At 43.9% G+C, this 20,958-nt stretch carries 16 protein-coding genes; 9 read left to right on the forward strand and 7 right to left on the reverse strand.

Going from position 1 to position 20,958, the window contains the following annotated elements; translation table 11 throughout:
- The 5 genes from dnaA to OCU56_RS00025 all read left to right on the forward strand — a co-directional run bounded on the left by dnaA (window position 1) and on the right by OCU56_RS00025 (window position 7,030).
- The gene (dnaA, locus tag OCU56_RS00005) at window positions 1-1,401 is read left to right on the forward strand and encodes a chromosomal replication initiator protein DnaA (protein ID WP_261873578.1); all 1,401 of its coding nucleotides are present in this window, start codon (window positions 1-3) and stop codon (window positions 1,399-1,401) included.
- Between the two features lie 15 nt (window positions 1,402-1,416).
- Window positions 1,417-2,517, forward strand: coding sequence for a DNA polymerase III subunit beta (dnaN, locus tag OCU56_RS00010; protein ID WP_261873579.1), 1,101 nt, complete (start codon window positions 1,417-1,419; stop codon window positions 2,515-2,517).
- 4 nt (window positions 2,518-2,521) lie between these two features.
- Window positions 2,522-3,604: a DNA replication/repair protein RecF gene (recF, locus tag OCU56_RS00015; RefSeq protein ID WP_261874825.1), complete on the forward strand. Its 1,083-nt coding sequence runs from the start codon at window positions 2,522-2,524 to the stop codon at window positions 3,602-3,604.
- A gap of 266 nt (window positions 3,605-3,870) precedes the next feature.
- Window positions 3,871-6,288, forward strand: coding sequence for a DNA topoisomerase (ATP-hydrolyzing) subunit B (gene gyrB / locus OCU56_RS00020; protein WP_261873580.1), 2,418 nt, complete (start codon window positions 3,871-3,873; stop codon window positions 6,286-6,288).
- Between the two features lie 307 nt (window positions 6,289-6,595).
- Window positions 6,596-7,030, forward strand: coding sequence for an Hsp20 family protein (locus tag OCU56_RS00025; protein ID WP_261873581.1), 435 nt, complete (start codon window positions 6,596-6,598; stop codon window positions 7,028-7,030).
- 114 nt (window positions 7,031-7,144) lie between these two features.
- Here OCU56_RS00025 and OCU56_RS00030 read toward each other — a convergent pair whose 3' ends face one another.
- From OCU56_RS00030 to tusA, 4 genes are all read right to left on the reverse strand, one after another.
- A complete protein-coding gene (locus OCU56_RS00030; protein ID WP_261873582.1) occupies window positions 7,145-8,410 on the reverse strand; it encodes a valine--pyruvate transaminase in 1,266 nt (421 codons plus the stop codon).
- 131 nt (window positions 8,411-8,541) lie between these two features.
- A complete protein-coding gene (gene glyS, locus OCU56_RS00035; protein WP_261873583.1) occupies window positions 8,542-10,623 on the reverse strand; it encodes a glycine--tRNA ligase subunit beta in 2,082 nt (693 codons plus the stop codon).
- A gap of 2 nt (window positions 10,624-10,625) precedes the next feature.
- Window positions 10,626-11,555: a glycine--tRNA ligase subunit alpha gene (gene glyQ, locus OCU56_RS00040; protein ID WP_261873584.1), complete on the reverse strand. Its 930-nt coding sequence runs from the start codon at window positions 11,553-11,555 to the stop codon at window positions 10,626-10,628.
- Between the two features lie 361 nt (window positions 11,556-11,916).
- On the reverse strand, window positions 11,917-12,165 hold the full coding sequence (gene tusA / locus OCU56_RS00045; protein WP_261873585.1) for a sulfurtransferase TusA: 249 nt from the start codon (window positions 12,163-12,165) through the stop codon (window positions 11,917-11,919).
- Between the two features lie 295 nt (window positions 12,166-12,460).
- Here tusA and OCU56_RS00050 point away from each other — a divergent pair, with 295 nt between their 5' ends.
- A complete protein-coding gene (locus OCU56_RS00050; protein ID WP_261873586.1) occupies window positions 12,461-13,402 on the forward strand; it encodes a LysR family transcriptional regulator in 942 nt (313 codons plus the stop codon).
- Between the two features lie 45 nt (window positions 13,403-13,447).
- Here OCU56_RS00050 and acuI read toward each other — a convergent pair whose 3' ends face one another.
- The 3 genes from acuI to fadB form a co-directional block, all read right to left on the reverse strand.
- Window positions 13,448-14,431 (reverse strand): acrylyl-CoA reductase (NADPH), encoded by a 984-nt coding sequence (gene acuI, locus OCU56_RS00055; RefSeq protein WP_261873587.1) that lies wholly within the window; start codon window positions 14,429-14,431, stop codon window positions 13,448-13,450.
- 221 nt (window positions 14,432-14,652) lie between these two features.
- Entirely contained in the window at window positions 14,653-15,816 is a 1,164-nt protein-coding gene (gene fadA, locus OCU56_RS00060) for an acetyl-CoA C-acyltransferase FadA (protein ID WP_261873588.1), read from the reverse strand.
- Window positions 15,817-15,835: 19 nt separating this feature from the next.
- Window positions 15,836-18,007, reverse strand: coding sequence for a fatty acid oxidation complex subunit alpha FadB (fadB, locus tag OCU56_RS00065; protein ID WP_261873589.1), 2,172 nt, complete (start codon window positions 18,005-18,007; stop codon window positions 15,836-15,838).
- Window positions 18,008-18,215: 208 nt separating this feature from the next.
- Here fadB and OCU56_RS00070 point away from each other — a divergent pair, with 208 nt between their 5' ends.
- The 3 genes from OCU56_RS00070 to hemG are packed head-to-tail and all read left to right on the forward strand — an operon-like array spanning window position 18,216 to window position 20,850.
- A complete protein-coding gene (locus OCU56_RS00070) occupies window positions 18,216-18,833 on the forward strand; it encodes a YigZ family protein (RefSeq protein WP_261873590.1) in 618 nt (205 codons plus the stop codon).
- 7 nt (window positions 18,834-18,840) lie between these two features.
- The gene (locus OCU56_RS00075) at window positions 18,841-20,298 is read left to right on the forward strand and encodes a TrkH family potassium uptake protein (protein WP_261873591.1); all 1,458 of its coding nucleotides are present in this window, start codon (window positions 18,841-18,843) and stop codon (window positions 20,296-20,298) included.
- Between the two features lie 15 nt (window positions 20,299-20,313).
- Complete coding sequence (hemG, locus tag OCU56_RS00080; protein ID WP_261874826.1) at window positions 20,314-20,850, forward strand: menaquinone-dependent protoporphyrinogen IX dehydrogenase; 537 nt, start codon at window positions 20,314-20,316, stop codon at window positions 20,848-20,850.
- Window positions 20,851-20,958: the final 108 nt, after the last annotated feature.

Raw genomic sequence — 20,958 nt, forward strand, 5'->3', positions numbered from 1 at the left:
GTGTCATCTTCGCTTTGGACTCAATGTTTGCAGCAACTTCAGCAAGAACTTCCTGCGACCGAATTCAGCATGTGGGTTCGACCACTACAGGCTGAGTTAAGCGGTAATACGCTTACCTTATTTGCCCCCAACCGATTTGTTTTGGATTGGGTACGGGATAAATACATCAATAGTATTAATCGTTACCTGCAAGAGTTCTGTGATAACGATATTCCTAGCCTTAGGTTTGAAGTCGGCAGTAAACCCATTTCTGCGCCACCAGTGGTGAAAAAAACTGCTGCAGATGTAGCGGCTGAGTTTTCTGCCCCTGCGCAATTAGCACAACGTAAGCCTGTACATAAAACTTGGGATAACGATAGAGATCTTTCAGACATCACTTATCGCTCCAATGTCAATGTTAAGCATCGCTTTAATAACTTTGTGGAAGGTAAATCTAACCAGTTGGGCTTGGCCGCTGCGCGACAAGTGTCTGATAACCCTGGTGCGGCATACAATCCATTGTTTCTTTATGGCGGTACGGGTTTAGGTAAAACACACCTATTGCATGCGGTAGGTAATGCCATCGTAGACAATAAGCCAAATGCTAAAGTGGTATATATGCACTCTGAGCGTTTTGTGCAGGATATGGTTAAAGCACTGCAAAACAACGCCATTGAAGAATTTAAGCGTTATTACCGAAGCGTGGACGCTCTGCTTATTGATGACATTCAATTTTTTGCCAACAAAGAGCGCTCTCAAGAAGAGTTCTTCCATACCTTTAATGCGTTATTAGAAGGCAATCAGCAAATTATCCTTACTTCTGACCGTTATCCAAAAGAGATAAACGGTGTAGAAGATCGTTTAAAATCTCGTTTTGGCTGGGGCTTAACGGTCGCCATTGAACCGCCAGAGCTAGAGACTCGCGTTGCGATTTTGATGAAAAAAGCGGAAGACCATCAAATTCACCTTGCTGACGAAGTGGCTTTCTTTATTGCCAAACGTCTGCGTTCAAATGTTCGTGAACTTGAAGGGGCCTTGAACCGTGTAATTGCCAATGCAAACTTTACCGGTCGTCCTATTACTATCGATTTTGTTCGAGAAGCTCTGCGTGACTTATTAGCACTGCAAGAAAAGCTCGTCACCATTGATAATATTCAAAAGACAGTGGCCGAATACTACAAAATTAAAATGGCGGATCTATTGTCTAAGCGTCGTTCACGCTCTGTGGCTCGTCCTCGCCAGTTAGCAATGGCATTAGCCAAAGAGTTAACCAACCATAGCTTACCGGAAATCGGTGATGCGTTTGGTGGTCGTGACCATACCACAGTGTTGCACGCTTGCCGTAAAATAGAACAGCTTAAAGAAGAGAGTCATGATATTAAAGAAGACTACTCGAACCTTATCCGTACCCTTTCATCGTAATAGGTAATTAATAGAATGAAATTCACTATTAATCGTCAGTTTCTTATCAAGCCACTACAACAAGTGTCTGGTGCTCTTGCTGGTCGTCCCGCTTTACCTATTTTAGGTAATGTATTACTCAAAGTGGACAATGGCGTCTTATCGATGACAGCCACCGATCTTGAGGTGGAGTTAATTAGCCAAGTTCAACTAGAAAATGACTTTGAACCGGGTAGCATTACAGTGCCTTCTCGTAAGTTTTTCGATATCTGCCGTGGTTTGCCAGATAATGCTGATATTACCCTTTCGGTTGATGCTGAACGCGTAGTGGTTCGCTCGGGTCGCAGTCGCTTTTCTTTAGCGAGTCTACCGGCCATTGATTTTCCTAACATTGAAGATTGGCAGTCGGATATTGAATTGACCTTGACGCAAGGCCACTTACGCGGGCTAATAGAAAAAACACAATTTTCTATGGCTAACCAAGATGTGCGTTACTACTTAAACGGCATGTTGTTTGACATTGATGGCGAGACTTTGCGCTCTGTGGCCACCGATGGCCACCGGATGGCTGTTTCAGATACAACTTTGGGCGAGAGCCACTCTCAACAGCAAGTGATCATACCGCGCAAGGGTGTGCTTGAGTTGATGAAGATTCTTGATCAACCTGAAGAATCGGTCACGTTATTGATTGGCTCTTCCAATATTCGCGTCAGCGTGACTAATTTTGTGTTCACTTCTAAGTTGGTGGATGGTCGCTTCCCAGATTATCGCCGGGTTATGCCACAAAACACCACTAAGACCGTGATTGCCGATTGTGAAGGGTTACGCCAAGCCTTTTCCCGTGCCGCTATCTTATCTAATGAAAAATTCCGTGGTGTTCGGGTTAATCTTTCTAGCGGCACCATGCAAATTACCGCTAATAACCCTGAGCAAGAAGAAGCGCAAGAAGTGGTGGATGTGGATTATCAAGGTGACGATCTAGAGATTGGTTTCAATGTAAGCTATGTGTTGGATGTGCTTAACGCACTACGTTGCGACAAGGTTTGTTTTTCTATGTCTGATGCCAACGCCAGCGCCCTAATTGAGAATGCTGACGATGCCAGCGCTCAATATGTGGTTATGCCAATCCGTCTATAACGGTATGCCTTTACATCGCCTCATCATTAAACAGTTTCGAAATATACAAGCCTGCGACGTTCGCCCGTCGTCAGGCTTTAATTTTCTCATAGGAGAGAATGGCAGCGGCAAAACCAGCATACTGGAAGCCATTTATCTGCTTGGGCATGGTCGGTCATTTAAAAGTTCTATCACCGGACGCATTATTCAGCATCAATGTGACGAACTGTTTGTGCATGGCCGAATGCAGAATCCGCAAAACTTTGAGTTGCCTATAGGCATTAACAAGCGTCGTGACGGTACCACTGAGGTTAAGATAGCCGGGGAGTCAGGACAAAAGTTAGCCGAACTGGCCAAGGTTCTACCTTTGCAACTTATTCACCCTGAAGGTTTTGATCTGCTTACTGATGGTCCTAAACACCGTCGAGCATTTATTGATTGGGGTGTTTTTCATTGTGAACCTCAGTTTTATGAAGCGTGGGGTCGGGTAAAGCGTTTGAACAAGCAACGTAACGCATTGCTCAAAACCGCCACTGGCTATCAAGAGCTCAGTTATTGGGATCAAGAATTAGCCAGATTAGCGGAAATGATTTCTCAATGGCGTGCACAATATGTGACCCAGCTTAAAGAGGTGGCGGAGCCTCTGTGTAAAGATTTTCTGGCTGAGTTTGATGTGTCTATCTCTTTTTACCAAGGGTGGGAGAAGGGTGCGGATTATGCGGAATTATTAGAAAGAAATTTCGAGAGAGATCAGCACCTTGGCTATACTTTTAGTGGCCCAAATAAGGCTGACCTTAAAATTAGAGTAAACGGCACGCCAGTAGAAGATATCTTGTCTCGTGGTCAGCTCAAACTCTTGGTGTGTGCCCTGAGGGTTGCTCAAGGTCAACACCTAACAAAATTAACGCAAAAGCAATGTATTTACTTGATTGATGACTTTGCCTCAGAGCTTGATAGTCAACGTAGAGCACGCTTAGCGGACTGTTTAAAGGAAACCGGAGCACAAGTATTTGTCAGCTCTATAACAGAAAGCCAAATTGCGGAAATGAACAGCGAAAATAGCAAGATGTTTCATGTGGAACGTGGCAAAATAGAGGCAGTAAAGTAAGGGGCTGAATGTAGGTTGGGCCCTGTAACGTAGCAAGGTAAATTATACATATTTGACCAAAAGTCAGGATTTAAGTGGATGAGGGCGATTAACCCTTAAATTAACCATTTATCTCTACCTGTGCTACTTCAAGCGCCGAGAGGTTTACCCCTTGGTTTTAGAACATATTCAATATAGATGGTTATTATCAGTATTTGCTCGCTCACCGGTTTTACTTAGGATGAGAGCAACATGGATGATACATAGGCCCAAATAGAGAGTAACTCATGGCAGAAAATTACGATTCATCGAGTATTAAAGTACTAAAAGGTCTGGATGCGGTTCGTAAACGTCCAGGTATGTACATAGGTGATACAGACGACGGAACAGGTCTTCATCACATGGTATTCGAGGTAGTGGATAACTCAATTGATGAAGCGTTAGCAGGTCACTGTAACGACATTATTGTGACTATCCATGACGACGATTCAGTTTCTGTTCGAGATGACGGTCGTGGTATTCCAACTGAATTACACGAAGAAGAACAAGTTTCTGCTGCAGAGGTTATCATGACCGTTCTGCACGCCGGAGGTAAGTTTGATGATAACTCGTACAAGGTTTCGGGTGGTCTGCACGGTGTTGGTGTTTCAGTTGTAAACGCACTGTCTAAGAAAGTGGCTCTTACTATCAAACGTGGTGGTCATGTTTATACTCAAACTTACCGTCATGGTGAGCCTGAGGCTCCATTGGCCGCTGTAGGTGATACTGAGGAAACCGGTACCGAAATCCGTTTTTGGCCAAGTGAAGAGACCTTCACTAATATTGTATTTTACTACGATATTCTAGCTAAGCGTTTACGTGAGCTATCTTTCTTGAACTCTGGTGTATCTATTCGTCTTGTTGATGAGCGTGAAGAAGACAAATCAGATCACTTTAGATTTGAAGGTGGTATTCAGGCATTTGTTGACCATCTAAACACCAACAAAACACCAATTATTCAGAAAATTTTCCATTTTGATAGCGAGCGCGATGACGGTATCACCGTTGAAGTGGCAATGCAGTGGAACGATGGCTTCCAAGAAAACATCTTCTGTTTCACCAATAACATTCCGCAAAGGGATGGCGGTACTCACTTAGCGGGCTTCCGCTCTGCTCTAACGCGTACCTTAAACACATTCATGGATAAAGAAGGCTTTTCTAAGAAAGCCAAAGCGTCTACCTCTGGTGATGATGCCCGTGAAGGTTTGACAGCGGTTATCTCTGTGAAGGTGCCAGATCCTAAGTTCTCAAGCCAAACCAAAGACAAATTGGTTTCCTCTGAAGTGAAATCTGCGGTTGAATCCGCTATGGGCGAGAAGCTATCTGAGTTCCTTGTTGAGAACCCAGGTGAAGCAAAAATTGTTTGTGGCAAAATCATTGATGCAGCTCGTGCTCGTGAAGCAGCGCGTAAAGCTCGTGAAATGACTCGTCGTAAAGGCGCATTAGATTTAGCCGGTCTGCCAGGTAAACTAGCGGATTGCCAAGAGAAAGATCCTGCTCTTTCCGAGCTATACATAGTGGAAGGGGACTCTGCTGGCGGCTCAGCCAAGCAGGGGCGTAACCGTAAAAACCAAGCAATTTTGCCACTAAAAGGTAAGATTCTAAACGTTGAGAAAGCGCGCTTTGATAAAATGCTCTCTTCTCAAGAAGTCGCAACGCTGATTACGGCACTTGGCTGTGGTATTGGTCGTGACGAATACAACCCAGACAAACTGCGTTATCACAACATCATCATCATGACCGATGCCGATGTGGATGGTTCGCACATCCGTACTTTGCTATTGACCTTCTTCTACCGTCAAATGCCTGAGCTTATTGAGCGTGGTTACATCTACATTGCTCAGCCGCCACTTTATAAAGTGAAAAAAGGTAAGCAAGAGCAGTATATTAAAGATGAAGATGCAATGACCCAGTACCAAACAGCACTTGCGTTAGATAACGCAGCTCTGTTTGTAAACGATCATGCTCCAGCTTTAGCCGGTGAACCACTTGAAGCCTTAGTAACTCAGTTTAACCAAGCAACTAAGTTAGTTGAACGTATGGCTCGTCAATTGCCAAAAGCACTAGTAGAAGAGTTTATCTACGTGCCTCGCCTTACGCCTGAACAGTGCCAAGATGAAGCTCTTGTTACTGCTTGGGGTGAGCGTTTAATTGCACAACTTAATGCTAAAGAAGTGGGCGCAAGTCAGTACAGCTTAGAAGTTGAAAAACACCAAGAGCTTAATGTTTGTCTACCTAAAGTTGTGGTTCGCACGCACGGTGTTCACTATGAATACGTCATTAGCCGTGAGTTACTAGCAACGAAAGAATATGACAAACTAGCAGCACTTTCTGAAGCGTTAGAAGGTCTACTTGAAGACGGTGCCTACGTGAAACGTGGCGAACGTACTGCGCAAGTAACGACTTTCTTAGAGGTACTGGAATGGCTAGCTAAAGAGTCTCGTCGTGGTCTTTCATTACAGCGTTACAAAGGTCTAGGTGAGATGAACCCTGATCAACTTTGGGAAACCACTATGGACCCAGACACACGCCGCATGATGCAAGTGACTATTGATGATGCGGTAGGTGCTGATCAGTTGTTTACGACTCTAATGGGTGATCACGTTGAACCACGTCGTCGCTTCATTGAAGATAACGCACTAAAAGTAGCTAACTTAGACGTGTAATCGTTACGATTTAGTCTCGTTTAAAGTCATAACATTATAAAAAGCACTGCCTAATCAGGTGGTGCTTTTTTATTAAATAAACAAAAAATCCCTTTTATGCCTTGAAAGATCACTTGCCCATCCTTATATCTAGTTATGAAGAGGATGCCTAACGGGTCTTCTGAATCGCTTTACTCACTTCGCTCTTATGAGGAAACAGAGAAAGCACACACTTTAATTTGTTGAAACCATGTCCTTGATGGAATGGCTACGACACCCTTAATTCACCACTCTGAATTAAGGCTATTGCTAGAAACAGGATAGTATTATGAGAACTGTAGATTTCACTCCTTTGTACCGCAACGCTATTGGCTTTGATCGTCTATTAAATATGATGGAATCATCATCGACCAAGAATGCTTCTGCGGGATACCCTCCTTACAATATCGAACAGCAAGACGAAAATAACTACCGTATTACTATGGCAGTTGCGGGCTTTGCTGATGAGCAACTAGATATTACTCAAAAAGAAAATATGCTCATTGTTCGAGGGGAGCGCAACGCTGAAGAAGGCAAACAATACATTTATCAAGGTATTGCTGAACGCGATTTTGAGCGTAAATTCCAATTAGCCGATTACGTTAAAGTAGTTGGAGCTACAATGGAAAATGGCTTGTTGCATATTGATTTACAACGAGAAATACCTGAAGCGATGCAACCGCGTAAAATTGCTATAAATGGTAGCAAACTCATTGACGGCTAGTAGCGCTGAGTAATGAGAATATAAGCAAAGTAGTGAAAGAGCGCCTCAGGCGCTCTTTTTGATCTAGGAGTGATCCGGTTAAATAGGTTTTATTTTGAAACTGTGTTGCAAACGTTACTGTGTATTGGCATACGCCTTAGCCACTTCCTCGGCGATGATATTAATGCCTTTTTGCATGTCGTCGTCATTTTGCACATAGTTCATTCTTAAGCATTGCTGTGAATGCACCCACTGGTCTTTTTGGCCAAAAAAGAAATACTCTCCCGGAACAATCAATACACCTCTGGCTTTCAAGCGCTGATATAGTTCCATTGTGGTGATTGGCAGTTCATCAAACCATAACCAAAGAAATATTGCCCCTTCGGGTTTGTGGATTCTAAATCTCGGTTCGTCAATTGCAGACTGTAGTAATGAGATAGCGCGTGCCGATTTTTCCTTATAAAAAGGTCGGATAACGTCATTACTTAACCTAAGTAGATCGTTGGACTCTATCATGTGTTGAGCAACGGTAGGTCCAATACTGCCAGGAGCCAATCCAATAATGCCGTTGATGTTTGTTAAAGCTTGGGTGATGGCTTGGTTGGCAATCACTATGCCGCAGCGTAACCCCGGTAAACCTAGTTTGGATAGGCTCATGCATAAAATAGTGTTGTCATTCCAAAACGGCGTAGCTTGTTCAAAGACAATATTTGGAAATGGCGTGCCATAGGCGTTGTCGAGAATCAGTGGAATATTGTGTTTTTTAGCCAGTGCATCGAGCTTGTACACTTCCTCGTCAGTTAACAAGTTCCCTGTAGGGTTTGTGGGTCTAGAGGCGCAAATCGCCGCCACAGAGTCATCAATCTCTATTTGTGAAAAGTCCACATGATATTTAAATTGTCGCTCACTGAGCAACTCAATTTCAGGTTTGTACGAGACAAAAATATCATCGGCAAGGCCGGAGTCGCTGTAGCCAATATACTCTGGAGCTAACGGAAGTAGGATCTTTTTATGGCTACCGTCAGGTTGCTGACCGGCAAGCAAGTTAAACAGATAGAAAAACGCACTTTGGCTCCCGTTGGTGAGTGAGATATTTTTCTCGCTAATATCCCAGCCGTAGGTTTGATTCAGCAGTTTAGCCAGCGCCTTTACAAAGCTGTTTTTACCCTGTGGTCCATCGTAGTTGGCCATGGCAGAAACGAGTTCACCGCTGCTGAGCATGCTTGACGTTATGCTAGAAAAATAATCCAACATCTCTGGGATGGATGCGGGATTGCCTCCACCAAGCATTAAAGCTCCAGGTGTACGTAACCCATCGTTCAGGTCGTCCATTAATCGAGTAATACCAGAGTAACGGTTAAATTTTTCCCCGAAGTTTGAATAGGTTTTGCTAGATGACATGTAAGGCCCTGACAATTATCAAAAATAATAGTAAAGAGACAAACATTAGCTTAGTGAGTGGGGGAGACTCAATAGAAAAGAATGAAAAGTGAGAGAAGAGGCTCAGCAACAGGTTGCTGAGCCTTTTATTACTATTTCTGTAGTAAAGAAATATCAGCAATCTGTAAGAACAGATTACGCAGTTTGTTCAGCATAGTTAAACGGTTCTTTTTCAGCGCTTCGTCGTCGGCCATAACCATCACGTTATCGAAGAAGGCATCCACAGGTTCGCGTAGATCAGCCAGTTGACTAAGAGCTAACTGGTAATTACCGGTAGCAAAAGCAGGCTCTAGTGCTTCAGTCATGACTTCAACGCTTTCTGCGAGTGCTTTTTCCGCATCTTCTTGTAGCAGGGCAAGGTCGATCTCTGCAGATAGCTCGCCATCAAACTTAGCTAGGATATTGCCCACACGCTTGTTAGCTGCGGCTAGTGCGTCTGCTGCTTCCAAACCACGGAAGTGAGATACCGCTTTAACGCGCTGATCAAAATCAGCGGGTTTAGTTGGGCGACGTGCCAGAACTGCTTGGATAATATCAACACTGAAACCAGCATCTTGATACCAAGCGCGGAAACGACCCAGCATAAAGTCAATGACATCCGCTTCTACGTTCTCGTTAGTCAACTTATCACCAAGCTGTTCTTTTGCTTGGTGGATAAGGTCAACAAGGTCTAAGTTGTAGCCGTTTTCAACGATAATACGTAGCACACCTAATGATGCGCGACGTAGTGCAAATGGATCAGAACCTTTCGGTGCTTGACCAATACCGAAGATACCCACAATAGTATCTAGCTTATCCGCCATTGCCACAGCAGATGAGATACCAGTGCTAGGAAGAGTGTCACCAGCAAAACGAGGCATGTATTGCTCGTATAGTGCTAGGGCTACTTGCTCATCTTCACCGTCGTGGGTTGCATAGTGCATGCCCATTACGCCCTGCGTATCAGTGAACTCAAATACCATAGAGGTCATTAGGTCACATTTAGCAAGTAAACCAGCACGAGTGGCTTTTTCAACGTCAGCACCGATTTGTTTTGCGATATAGCCTGACAACGCGGTAATGCGGTCGGTTTTATCTTTGATAGTACCAAGTTGCTTTTGGAAGATAGCTTGTTCTAGCTCTGGAAGACGATCGATAAGCGGACGCTTACGGTCAGTGTTAAAGAAGAACTCAGCATCGGCTAGACGAGGGCGTACAACCTTCTCGTTACCTTCGATTACATGGCGAGGCTCTTTAGATTCGATATTAGAAACGAAGATAAAGTTAGGTAGTAGCTTCTTGTTTTCGTTAGTGACTTCGTGTGAATAAACAGGGAAGTACTTTTGGTCGCCTTTCATGGTGTACACCAAAGCTTCAGAAGGTACTTTCAGGAACTCTTCTTCAAACTTCGCTGTTAACACGACAGGCCATTCAACCAATGAGGTTACTTCTTCAACAAGCTCATCGTCTAGGTCTGCAATGCCGCCGACTGCCGCAGCCGCCTTTTTAGAATCAGCAAGGATAATAGCTTTACGAGCATCGTAATCTGCCATCACCTTACCGCGCTCTTCCAAAATAGCTGGGTATTGGTCCGCTGAATCGATAGTGAATTCTTGCTCACCCATGAAACGGTGTCCACGGATAGTTCTTGCTGATGCAACGCCTAGGATTTCACCTTCTACTAATTCATCACCAAGTAATACAGTTAATGTTTTTACGGGACGAATAAAGTGAATGTCAGAGTTACCCCAGCGCATTACTTTAGGAATAGGCAGACCGGTTAAGGCTTTAGCTGCGATATCCATCACCAATTCTTGAACTGGTTTGCCAGCAACTTCTTGTTTGAAAAGAAGCCATTCGCCTTTGTCTGTTTTTAGACGATCGGCTTGCTCAACAGTGATGCCGTTACCACGAGCCCAGCCTTGAGCCGCTTTCGTTGGGTTGCCTTCTGCATCAAATGCAACAGAAATAGCCGGACCGCGTTTTTCAACAACCTTGTCCGCTTGGCCTTCTGCCAGTTGAGTCACTTTAAGTGCTAGACGACGAGGAGCTGCGTACCATTTGATGCCTTCGTGAGAAAGCTCAGCGGCTTTTAAGCCTGCTTCAAAGTTCGCTGCAAATGCTTCTGCTAGAGAGCGAAGCGCTTTTGGTGGTAGCTCTTCAGTACCTAACTCAATTAGAAAATTCTTCGCCATGATTATTTTTCCTCGTTCTTTTGCGCAGTTCGGCACATAGGGAAGCCAAGAGCTTCACGTGACGCGTAGTACGCTTCGGCAACTGCTTTAGTTAGGTTGCGAATACGAAGAATATAGCGTTGACGCTCTGTTACTGAGATAGCTTTACGTGCATCAAGCAAGTTGAATGCGTGACCCGCTTTTAGAATGCGTTCGTAAGCAGGAAGAGGTAGCGGTTTTTCTAACGCCAACAACTCCTGACACTCTTTTTCGCACTGTTCGAAGAAGCCAAGTAGAAAATCCACATCGGCATGTTCGAAGTTATAAGTAGATTGCTCCACTTCGTTTTGATGGAAGATATCACCGTAAGTAACGTGAGCGCCATCCGGTGCAACGTTCCATACTAAGTCGTATACTGAATCTACTTCTTGGATGTACATCGCTAGACGTTCAATACCATAAGTGATCTCACCGGTAACAGGTTTACATTCAAGGCCACCAACTTGTTGGAAGTAAGTAAACTGTGTCACTTCCATACCGTTTAGCCAAACTTCCCAGCCTAGACCCCAAGCCCCCAGTGTTGGGTTTTCCCAGTTGTCTTCAACGAAACGAATATCGTGAACTAATGGATCGATACCAAGAACCTCAAGAGAGCCTAGGTACAACTCTTGGATATTATCCGGAGAAGGTTTTAGAGCGACTTGAAATTGATAGTAGTGCTGTAGGCGGTTCGGGTTTTCCCCATAACGTCCGTCAGTAGGACGACGAGATGGTTGAACGTATGCCGTTGACATTGGCTCTGGGCCAAGTGCACGTAGACACGTCATTGGGTGAGAGGTGCCAGCACCTACTTCCATATCTAATGGTTGAACAATGGTGCAACCGTTTTGAGCCCAATAATCCTGCAGCGCGAGGATCATTCCCTGGAAGGTTTTGATATCGTATTTATGCATAGTCGTTTCGCGCGATTCTTTTGCTGAAAATGAAATAACTTAGAATTATACCGAGTTATTGAGACGGGTAGTAGTGAAAAAACAGGCAATTCGTCAGAGAGGAAAGTAATCCAACAAAAATACGTCTTTTATGTAAAGTGGTTTGCAGTGATGAATGAGAGGCTAAAGGCGGTAATTAGCCTTAGATTGCTGATAATAAAGACAATTGCCGGGGGTTGAGTGTGTGAGACACTGTTTTATCTGCAAATGAACAGACTCGTTATGCAACGATGATCGCTATTAATATAAAGCAGGAGAAAGAAAAAGGATGATGCAATGCCGCAATAGCCCCTGCTATAAGTGGTGGCAAGGGTTTATAAGGCTAAGCGAGCCCTTTTTTTATGAGGTACTGAAAAGGAGTACTGTCTGTTTGCTCAGCAAGAAGTTGATGATCCATAAAGCGACAAAAGCTTGGAATATCACGCACGGTAGATGGGTCATCGGCTTTCACTAATAAGATCTCACCGTCTTGCATTGTACGAATGGTTTTTCTTACCATCATAACAGGCTCAGGACAGCGTAACCCTTCGGCTTCTAGAATGTGTTGAGCTAATTCTGAATTAATCGACATATTTGCCTCCCTCAAAAACGAGATCGCGATCATACTTGAGTGTAAAAAATATTCAATATCAACTTGGCAATTCTCTATGCAAGGTATAAAGTTAAATTAACTCAGCGTTAACATTTATTTAACGATAAAGCAGGGCAGATATTCCGACACTCCTATTTCTTGGGCTTTCCCGTACTTGATGCGGGATTTTTTTTGCCTAAAATTTATCATTTTACCCTGCTATTTATGAGAACGATCTTACTGAGGTAGGTATAACTGATACTATGAAGAAAAGCTGTGTGGTGTTTGAGGTTATATGGAATTAGAAGATATTTATCGCCGAGATCTGAACTTATTAATCGCCTTACGCGTTTTGGTCGAGGAGGGGAGCGTAAGTCGTGCAGCGGTACGATTGAATTTAAGCCAATCGGCCATGAGTCGCGTTCTTGGCCGTTTGCGTGAGTTATTGGGTGACCCTCTATTTACTCGCAATGGGCAAAATCTAATTGCGACAGAAAAGGCGCTATTAATTAATCAGCAGATACAGTTTCCCTTAGAGGCGATTCGTGATCTATTAACCCCGACTGACTTTGATCCCACCCAGTGTAAGCAACGTTTTATCGTCGCGACGACAGATTATGCTATGCAGACAATTTTGCCGTTTGCGTTACCCAAGATATACGCACAAGCCCCGAATATATCTTTAGATTTCCAACCCTTACAACATGACAATATCTACTATCAGTTAACGGCAGAAAGAGCGGATATGGCGATTTGTCGTCCTGCTTCTGATTTAGAACCATTACGCAGAGAAGTGCTCGGTAAAGTTGGCGTCAGTTGTTTGTTATCTAAATACCATCCCTTAGCCGATAAAACATTAACCATAAATGATTTTTTGACCTTACCCCATGCTCTGATCGCTATTAGTGATGGTGTGAAATCATTACTCGATGAGAGCCTGAATTGTCATGGGCGGATGAACTTGATTTTACGTGCTTATCACTTAGAAGCCGCGTTGGCGATAGTGGATCGTTTACCATTAGTTATCACGGTACCTGCCGATTTGGCTTATTTGGTTTCAGAGCGATACGACTTAGTGGTTAAGCCATTACCATTTGAATTTATCCCGTTTGATTATTCACTTATTTGGCATTCAAGATGTGATACTTCACCGGCGCAAAAGTGGCTAAGAGGGATGTTGAAAAGTGAGTGTGGGAGATTAATTGAAAAGCGAGTGATGGATATGGGGTTAGAGTAAGCCAGCGAATAATTCGCTGGCTTGTAGATTGCTGCCCCCAGCAAACTAACTCACTTTAATAACAACACGACCAGTAATTTGACCATTCGTAATGTCATTAGCTGCTTGTATTGCGTCTTCCAAATTAATCAATTTGGTTGCTTGCTCGTAGTATGATGCAGGCAGTAGCTCCACTAAACGTTGCCAAGCTTGAATGCGTTTTTCTCGTGGACACATTACAGAGTCAACACCTTGTAGGCGCACGTTACGCAGAATAAACGGCATTACAGTGGCAGGTAGATCGAAGCCACCAGCTAGACCACATGCAGCGACTACGCCGTTATAGTTCATTTGTGTTAGTACTTTAGCGAGTACTTTACTACCTACGGTATCAACCGCTGCTGCCCATACTTGGCGCTCTAATGGTTTGGCTGGTTCTTCAAGTTCAGAGCGTTCTACAATGCGAGACGCGCCAAGGCTTTTCAGTAGCTCACCATTTTGAGACGCGCGGCCTGTTACTGCCGCTACAGAGTAACCAAGTTGGCTAAGCAAAGTAACAGCAACGCTGCCGACACCGCCACTAGCACCTGTTACAAGTACTTCGCCGTCTTCAGGTTTTACACCACCATCTACAATAGCTTGTACACAAAGCATAGCGGTAAAGCCTGCTGTACCCACGCTCATTGCTTGCTGGCCTGATAGTCCATCAACAAGAGGAACTAACCAGTCACCTTTAAGACGTGCTTTTTCTGACATGCCACCCCAATGATTCTCACCGACCCCCCAGCCAGTAAGAACAACTTTATCACCGGCTTGATAACGAGCGTCTTCTGACGTTGTTACAGTACCTACTAAGTCGATACCCGGAACCATAGGGAAGTTGCGAATGATTTTTCCTTTGCCAGTAATAGCAAGGCCATCTTTATAGTTCAGTGATGAATAATCTACAGCAACTTCTACGTCACCCTCTGGTAGTTGTGATTCATCAACTTGCTCAATCGCTGCAAGGGTTTTTTTATCTTCTTGGTTTAGAACAAGTGCTTTAAACATGAGTAACTCCAAAGGGTTGATGTATTTGGTTACTAATCAGTTTAGAGAATGATTTGAAATAAAAACAATGATTTGTCAGCATTCTAATTATGCATTTTATGCATTGTTTATTATTAATGCATGATGTAAGAGCCAAAGGCTACCCTATAACTGAGATAGAGTAGCCAATAATAGCTGCGCTGTTTTTAACCCGCTCAGGCTAGCCCTGTTTTATTTTGACGCTATGGCCGCTCAAATACAGTGGCGATGCCTTGGCCTAAGCCGATACACATAGTAGCAAGGCCATATTTTGCTTGTTTGCTTTCCATTAGGTTAATTAATGTTGTTGAGATTCGTGTTCCTGAGCAACCTAGTGGGTGGCCTAAGGCAATCGCCCCTCCATTGAGATTGACTTTCTCATCAAGCACATCAAGTACGCCTAAGTCTTTAGCTACAGGAAGTGCTTGAGCGGCAAACGCTTCGTTGAGTTCAATCACATCCATATCGTCAATGGTGAGTCCGGCTCGTTGTAGCGCTTTATGGGTTGCGGGAACCGGGCCATATCCCATAATGGCAGGGTCACAACCAGCAATGGCCATTGATTTGACCTTTGCTCTTATGGTTAAGCCAAGCTCTATTGCTTTTTCTTCACTCATAATGAGCATGGCAGAAGCGCCATCAGAGAGTGCAGAAGAAGAGCCTGCAGTCACACTACCGTTGGCAGGATCAAACACAGGCCTTAGTTGTGATAAGCCTTCTACTGTCGTTTCTGGGCGAATCACTTCATCATAGTCTAAGGAAATGAGTGAGCCGTCAGTGGCATGAGCTTCTGTAGGATATATCTCAGACTTAAACGCGCCATTAAGTGTGGCTTGATGTGCTCTGGCATGAGATCTCGCCGCGAATTCATCTTGTTGCTCTCTTGGAATGCTATGCAGTTTCCCTAGCATTTCTGCGGTCAGTCCCATCATTGCAGAAGCTTTAGCTACGTTTTTACTTAACCCGTTATGAAAATCAACACCGTGATTCATTGGCACATGACCCATATGCTCCACGCCACCCACAATACAAATATCTGCATCGCCAACCATAATGGAGCGACTGGCATCATGTAGTGCTTGCATGGATGAACCACAAAGCCGATTTACCGTCACAGCGCCCACCTCTATAGGTAAGCCTGCAAGCAATGCAGCATTTCTTGCCACATTAAATCCCTGCTCCAAAGTTTGTTGCACACATCCCCAGTAAATGTCTTCTATTTGAGTTGGGTTAAGGGCAGGGTTTCTGCTTAATAGACCTCTCATTAGGTGCGCAGATAGATCTTCTGCTCGTACATGGCGAAAGGCCCCGCCCTTTGAGCGTCCCATTGGTGTTCGAATGCAATCAACAATTACGACATTTTTCATTTTTAATCCCTCTCACTGATTACAGGCTGGTGGCTTGTTGGTTGGCGTAAAAAGTCTCGCCAGAATCGGCCATGGCGTAGAGCATCTTCGGTGCTTGGTACAGTGGTCCTAATGATTGGTATTGTTCACAAAGTGCTAGGTAGTGATTAATACCTAGACTGTCTAAGTAACGGAAAGCCCCACCCCTAAATGGAGGGAACCCTAAGCCATAGACTAGAGCCATATCAGCCTCTTGTGGCGATGCAATAATGTGTTCTTCAAGGCACAGTACTACTTCGTTGATCATTGGTATCATCATTCTATGTAGCAGTTCTTCATCACTGAATTGTTGTTGAGGGGCATTTAGGGTTGCCAGTTGTTTTAGTACTTCTGGATTGAAGATCTTTTGTGGGTTCCCTTTTTTATCTGGTTGATATTCATAAAATCCAAGGCCATTTTTTTGTCCGTAGCGCTTGCATTCAAAGAGGACATCAATGGCATCAACGCTGTGTTTCGCCATGCGCTCAGGGAATCCATCGGCCATTACTTGCTGGGCGTGATGTGCAGTATCTAAACCGACGACATCAAGAAGATAGGCCGGCCCCATTGGCCAACCAAACTGACGCTCCATGACTTTATCTATATGCTGAAAGTCAGCGCCGTCATTTACGAGTTGGCTAAATCCATTTAAATAAGGGAAGAGAACGCGGTTAACGAAAAAGCCTGGGCAATCATTGACCACAATAGGGGATTTGCCCATTTTTGCTGCATAGGCAACCACTCGATTGACTGTTTCATCCGAGGTTTTTTCTCCACGAATGATCTCCACAAGAGGCATACGGTGGACAGGGTTAAAAAAGTGCATACCACAGAAGTTTTCTGGTCGTTGTAGCGATTGGGCTAACAGGTTTATTGGGATAGTACTGGTGTTGGATGTGATAACCGCATCTTGCTTGGCGTGTAGTTCGACTTCCGCTAGTACGCTGCCCTTAATTTTAGGGTTTTCAACAACGGCTTCTATGATGACATCTGCTTGTTCAATACCGGCATAATGCAAACTTGGAGTAATAGAACCAAGTACTTGAGTTAATTTGTTTGGTGTCAGGCGACCTCGTTCAAGTCGCTTATTAAGAAGTTTAGCTGCCTCGTTAATGCCTAGATCAAGAGAAGACTGAGCGATGTCTTTCATTAGCACTGGCACGCCTTTTAGAGCGGATTGATAAGCGATACCCCCACCCATTATACCCGCACCTAACACTCCAGCCCGTTGGGTGGATTTATTGGAGGCGGTGGCGGCCTGCTTAGCCAACCCTTTGATGTACTGGTCGTTTAAGAACAGGCCAACCAAAGAAGTTGCGACATCTGTTTGAGTGAGAGTGATGAAGTTTTCTCTTTCAATATCTAATGCTTGATCACGAGAAAAGCGTGCCGCACTTTCAATGGTTTTCACTGCCATCATAGGAGCAGGATAATGAGGCCCTGCCTTTTGTGCCACAAGCCCTTTGGCGGTGGTAAAACTCATCATGGCTTCTAGCTTACTAAGACGCAGTGGTGAGGTTTTTTGTTGGCGACGACGACGCCAATCAATAGCGCCACTATTGGCATCGTTAATTAAAGATATTGCTGATTCGAATAATGCATCTGTTTCGACGATGGCATCAATCAAACCAATGCTCAGTAATTGTTGTGCGCGTTTTGCGCTGCCGGAAGTAATGATCTCCATCGCATTATCGGCACCAATTAGGCGAGGGAGTCGTACTGTGCCACCAAATCCAGGCATGATGCCTAGTTTAGTTTCGGGTAAGCCAATATTGGCAGTGTTGTCTGCTAGTCGGAAGTCGGTGGCTAAAATAGCCTCACAGCCCCCACCTAGAGCATGACCTTTGATGATAGAGACCGTTGGGACGAGCAGATCTTCTAGGTTATTGAAAATGGAGTTTGCAAACTGTAACCATTGATCTAGCTCTTGCTTTGGCTTGGCGAATAGCCCTAGAAATTCAGTGATATCCGCGCCAACGATAAAGGACTCTTTATCACTACTGATGATGACCCCTTTTAGTGTGGCGTGTTGTTGTAAAGATTTAATGCCAATGTCTAAGGCTTCAAGTGTTTTCAGATCGAGTTTATTGACTGATTTATCCCCACAAAAGCATATTTCAACTATGCCATTTTGGTGTTCTTTAACCGTGAGGGTCTCTGCTTGATAGATCATCCTTGTTCTCCATGAGTCGATTGAGCTTGATATGCGCGACAATTACCGTGGTAAGACCAGACAATTTTGACTATGTTGCAGATAAATTTCAATACATTTATTCAACAATTCATTAACAACCGTTATTAGGGACACTATTAGGGACACTATTAGTAGAAATGACTTCTCGTGATAAACTGTATGGATTACCTCAAAAAATATAGTTCTAATGAATGCTTCTCCATATCTAGTACCTGCGAAAGCGACCATTTCTGAAGAAGAAATTAAGAAGAGTCACTTTATTACCTACTTGGCTCACACTCCATCCATTGAAGAAGCCAAAGCGTTTGTAGATGAAATAAAGGCCAAACATAATGATGCAAGACACAATTGCTGGGCGTTTGTGGCAGGGCGTCCTGAAGATTCGATGAAGTGGGGCTTTAGTGATGATGGAGAACCATCGGGTACTGCAGGTAAACCCATACTTGCTCAGTTAACGGGTTCTGGTGTCGGTGAAATAACAGCTGTAGTCACTCGCTACTACGGGGGGATTCGTCTAGGAACGGGTGGATTGGTTAAGGCTTATGGTGGTGGTGTGCAACTCGCCTTAAAGCAGCTAGAAACCATACAAAAGAAGATTACAACTCAGTTGGTAGTAGAGGTGGATTATTCCCTTATATCACTAACTCAGTCAATTATGGCGCAATATGGAGCTGTTGAAGTATCGGCAACTTATGACGTCAGCGCCAAACTGACCGTGGAAATTGAAGTGCTAAATGAAAGTGACTTTATTCTCACCATGACCAATAAAACCGGGGCGAGAGCCTTAATTTCAAGGATGAGCTAACCTTAGTATGCAGTTTCGTTCCATTATCCGAATAGTAGGTCTGCTACTTGCGCTATTTAGTATCTCTATGCTGGCACCGGCAGGGGTGGCTCTCATCTATAGAGATGGCGCTGGTGTGCCTTTTGTGTTGACCTTCATTATATTGCTTTGCTGTGGTTTTTCTTGTTGGTTCCCTAACCGCCACCATAAGCGCGATTTAAAAGCTCGTGATGGCTTTTTAATTGTGGTGTTGTTCTGGACGGTGATTGGCAGTGCGGGTGCATTACCTTTTCTTGTTATTGATACGGCTTCCGTTAATGTGGCGGATGCTTTTTTTGAATCCTTCTCCGCGTTAACTACCACTGGCGCAACGGTCATCGTTGGTTTGGATGATCTGCCTAAAGCGATTCTGTTTTATCGACAGTTTTTGCAGTGGTTTGGTGGGATGGGGATCATTGTTTTAGCGGTAGCAATATTACCTGTTCTGGGTATTGGTGGTATGCAGTTATACCGAGCTGAAATTCCAGGCCCGGTCAAAGACAGTAAAATGACCCCAAGAATTGCGGAGACGGCCAAGGCTCTTTGGTATATCTATTTAAGCCTAACGGTTGCTTGTGCCATTGCTTTTTGGATGGCAGGAATGACCGCCTTTGATGCTATCGGGCATAGCTTCTCAACCATTGCTATTGGTGGTTTTTCGACTCATGATGCAAGTATGGCTTACTTTGACAGTTACGCAGTTAACATGATCACAGTGGTCTTCTTACTGATCTCTGCGTGTAATTACTCTCTGCACTTTGCGGCTTTCGCATCTGGAGGCGTACACCCTAAGTATTACTTAAAAGACCCCGAATTTAGAGCGTTTATTTTCGTACAGGTGATGTTGTTTGCTATCTGCTTTTTAGTCCTGCTTAACCATCAAAGCTATGAATCTTATTATGAAGCATTTGATCAGGCGCTGTTCCAAAGTGTGTCTATATCCACGACAGCGGGGTTTACTACCACAGGGTTTGCGCAATGGCCTATCTTCTTACCTGTTTTATTGCTGTTTTCATCATTCATTGGTGGCTGTGCTGGTTCAACGGGTGGTGGGATGAAAGTAATCAGAATATTACTTCTAACCTTGCAAGGGTTGCGAGAGCTGAAACGTTTGGTTCACCCGCGAGCTGTCTTTATGATTAAATTAGGCAATAAAGCTCTCTCATCTAAAGTAATAGATGCGGTTTGGGGGTTTTTCTCTGCTTATGCTTTGGTGTTCGTCATATGTATGTTGGCATTGATAGCAACAGGAATGGATGAGCTAACTGCATTTTCTGCCGTTGCTTCAACTTTGAATAACTTGGGCCCCGGTTTAGGGGAAGTGTCATTACATTATGGAGATATAAGCGACGCCGCTAAGTGGGTGCTGGTGGTATCTATGTTATTTGGTCGCTTAGAAGTATTTACCCTCTTAATTCTATTTACTCCCGCATTTTGGAAAAGTTAAGGAACACCATTGAAATTGAAAAAGGCAGCTTTACTGTATTCCACCACTGATGGCCAAACTCGTAAAATTTTGGCTCACATAGAAGGTGAGTTAGAAGGGTTTGAGTGTGAAACTATGGATATAGCGTCAATAGATAGCATTGACTTGTTAGACTTTGATCGGGTGGTGATTGGCGCATCGGTGCGTTATGGGCGATTAAGTAAGATACTGTATCAGTTTATTCAAAAGCACCTTGAACAATTAGAGCAAATAAATGTGGCTTTCTTTTGCGTAAATCTTACTGCAAGAAAAGAAGAGCAAGGTAAAGATACGCCTGAAGGCAGTGCTTATATCAAAACGTTTTTACAGAAGTCACCTTGGCAGCCAAAGCTTATTGGTGTGTTTGCCGGCGCACTTCTTTACCCAAGATATAATGTGTTCGATAAATTTATGATTCGTTTCATTATGTCTATGACAGGTGGAGAGACAGATACAACCAAAGAGGTGGAGTACACCAATTGGAAGAAAGTCTCTTTATTTACAAAAAACATACTAGATATGGATGGAAAATAGGCTCTTTTTTAGCCTAACGGCGTAAAATTAATCGAACAAAGAATAAATTGGAAAAAATGGAGAAAAACGCTTGCCAATATGATGAGCATCTCTATAATGCGCCCCACT

Origin of the sequence: Vibrio rarus (assembly GCF_024347075.1) — a bacterium.
GTDB lineage: Bacteria > Pseudomonadota > Gammaproteobacteria > Enterobacterales > Vibrionaceae > Vibrio > Vibrio rarus.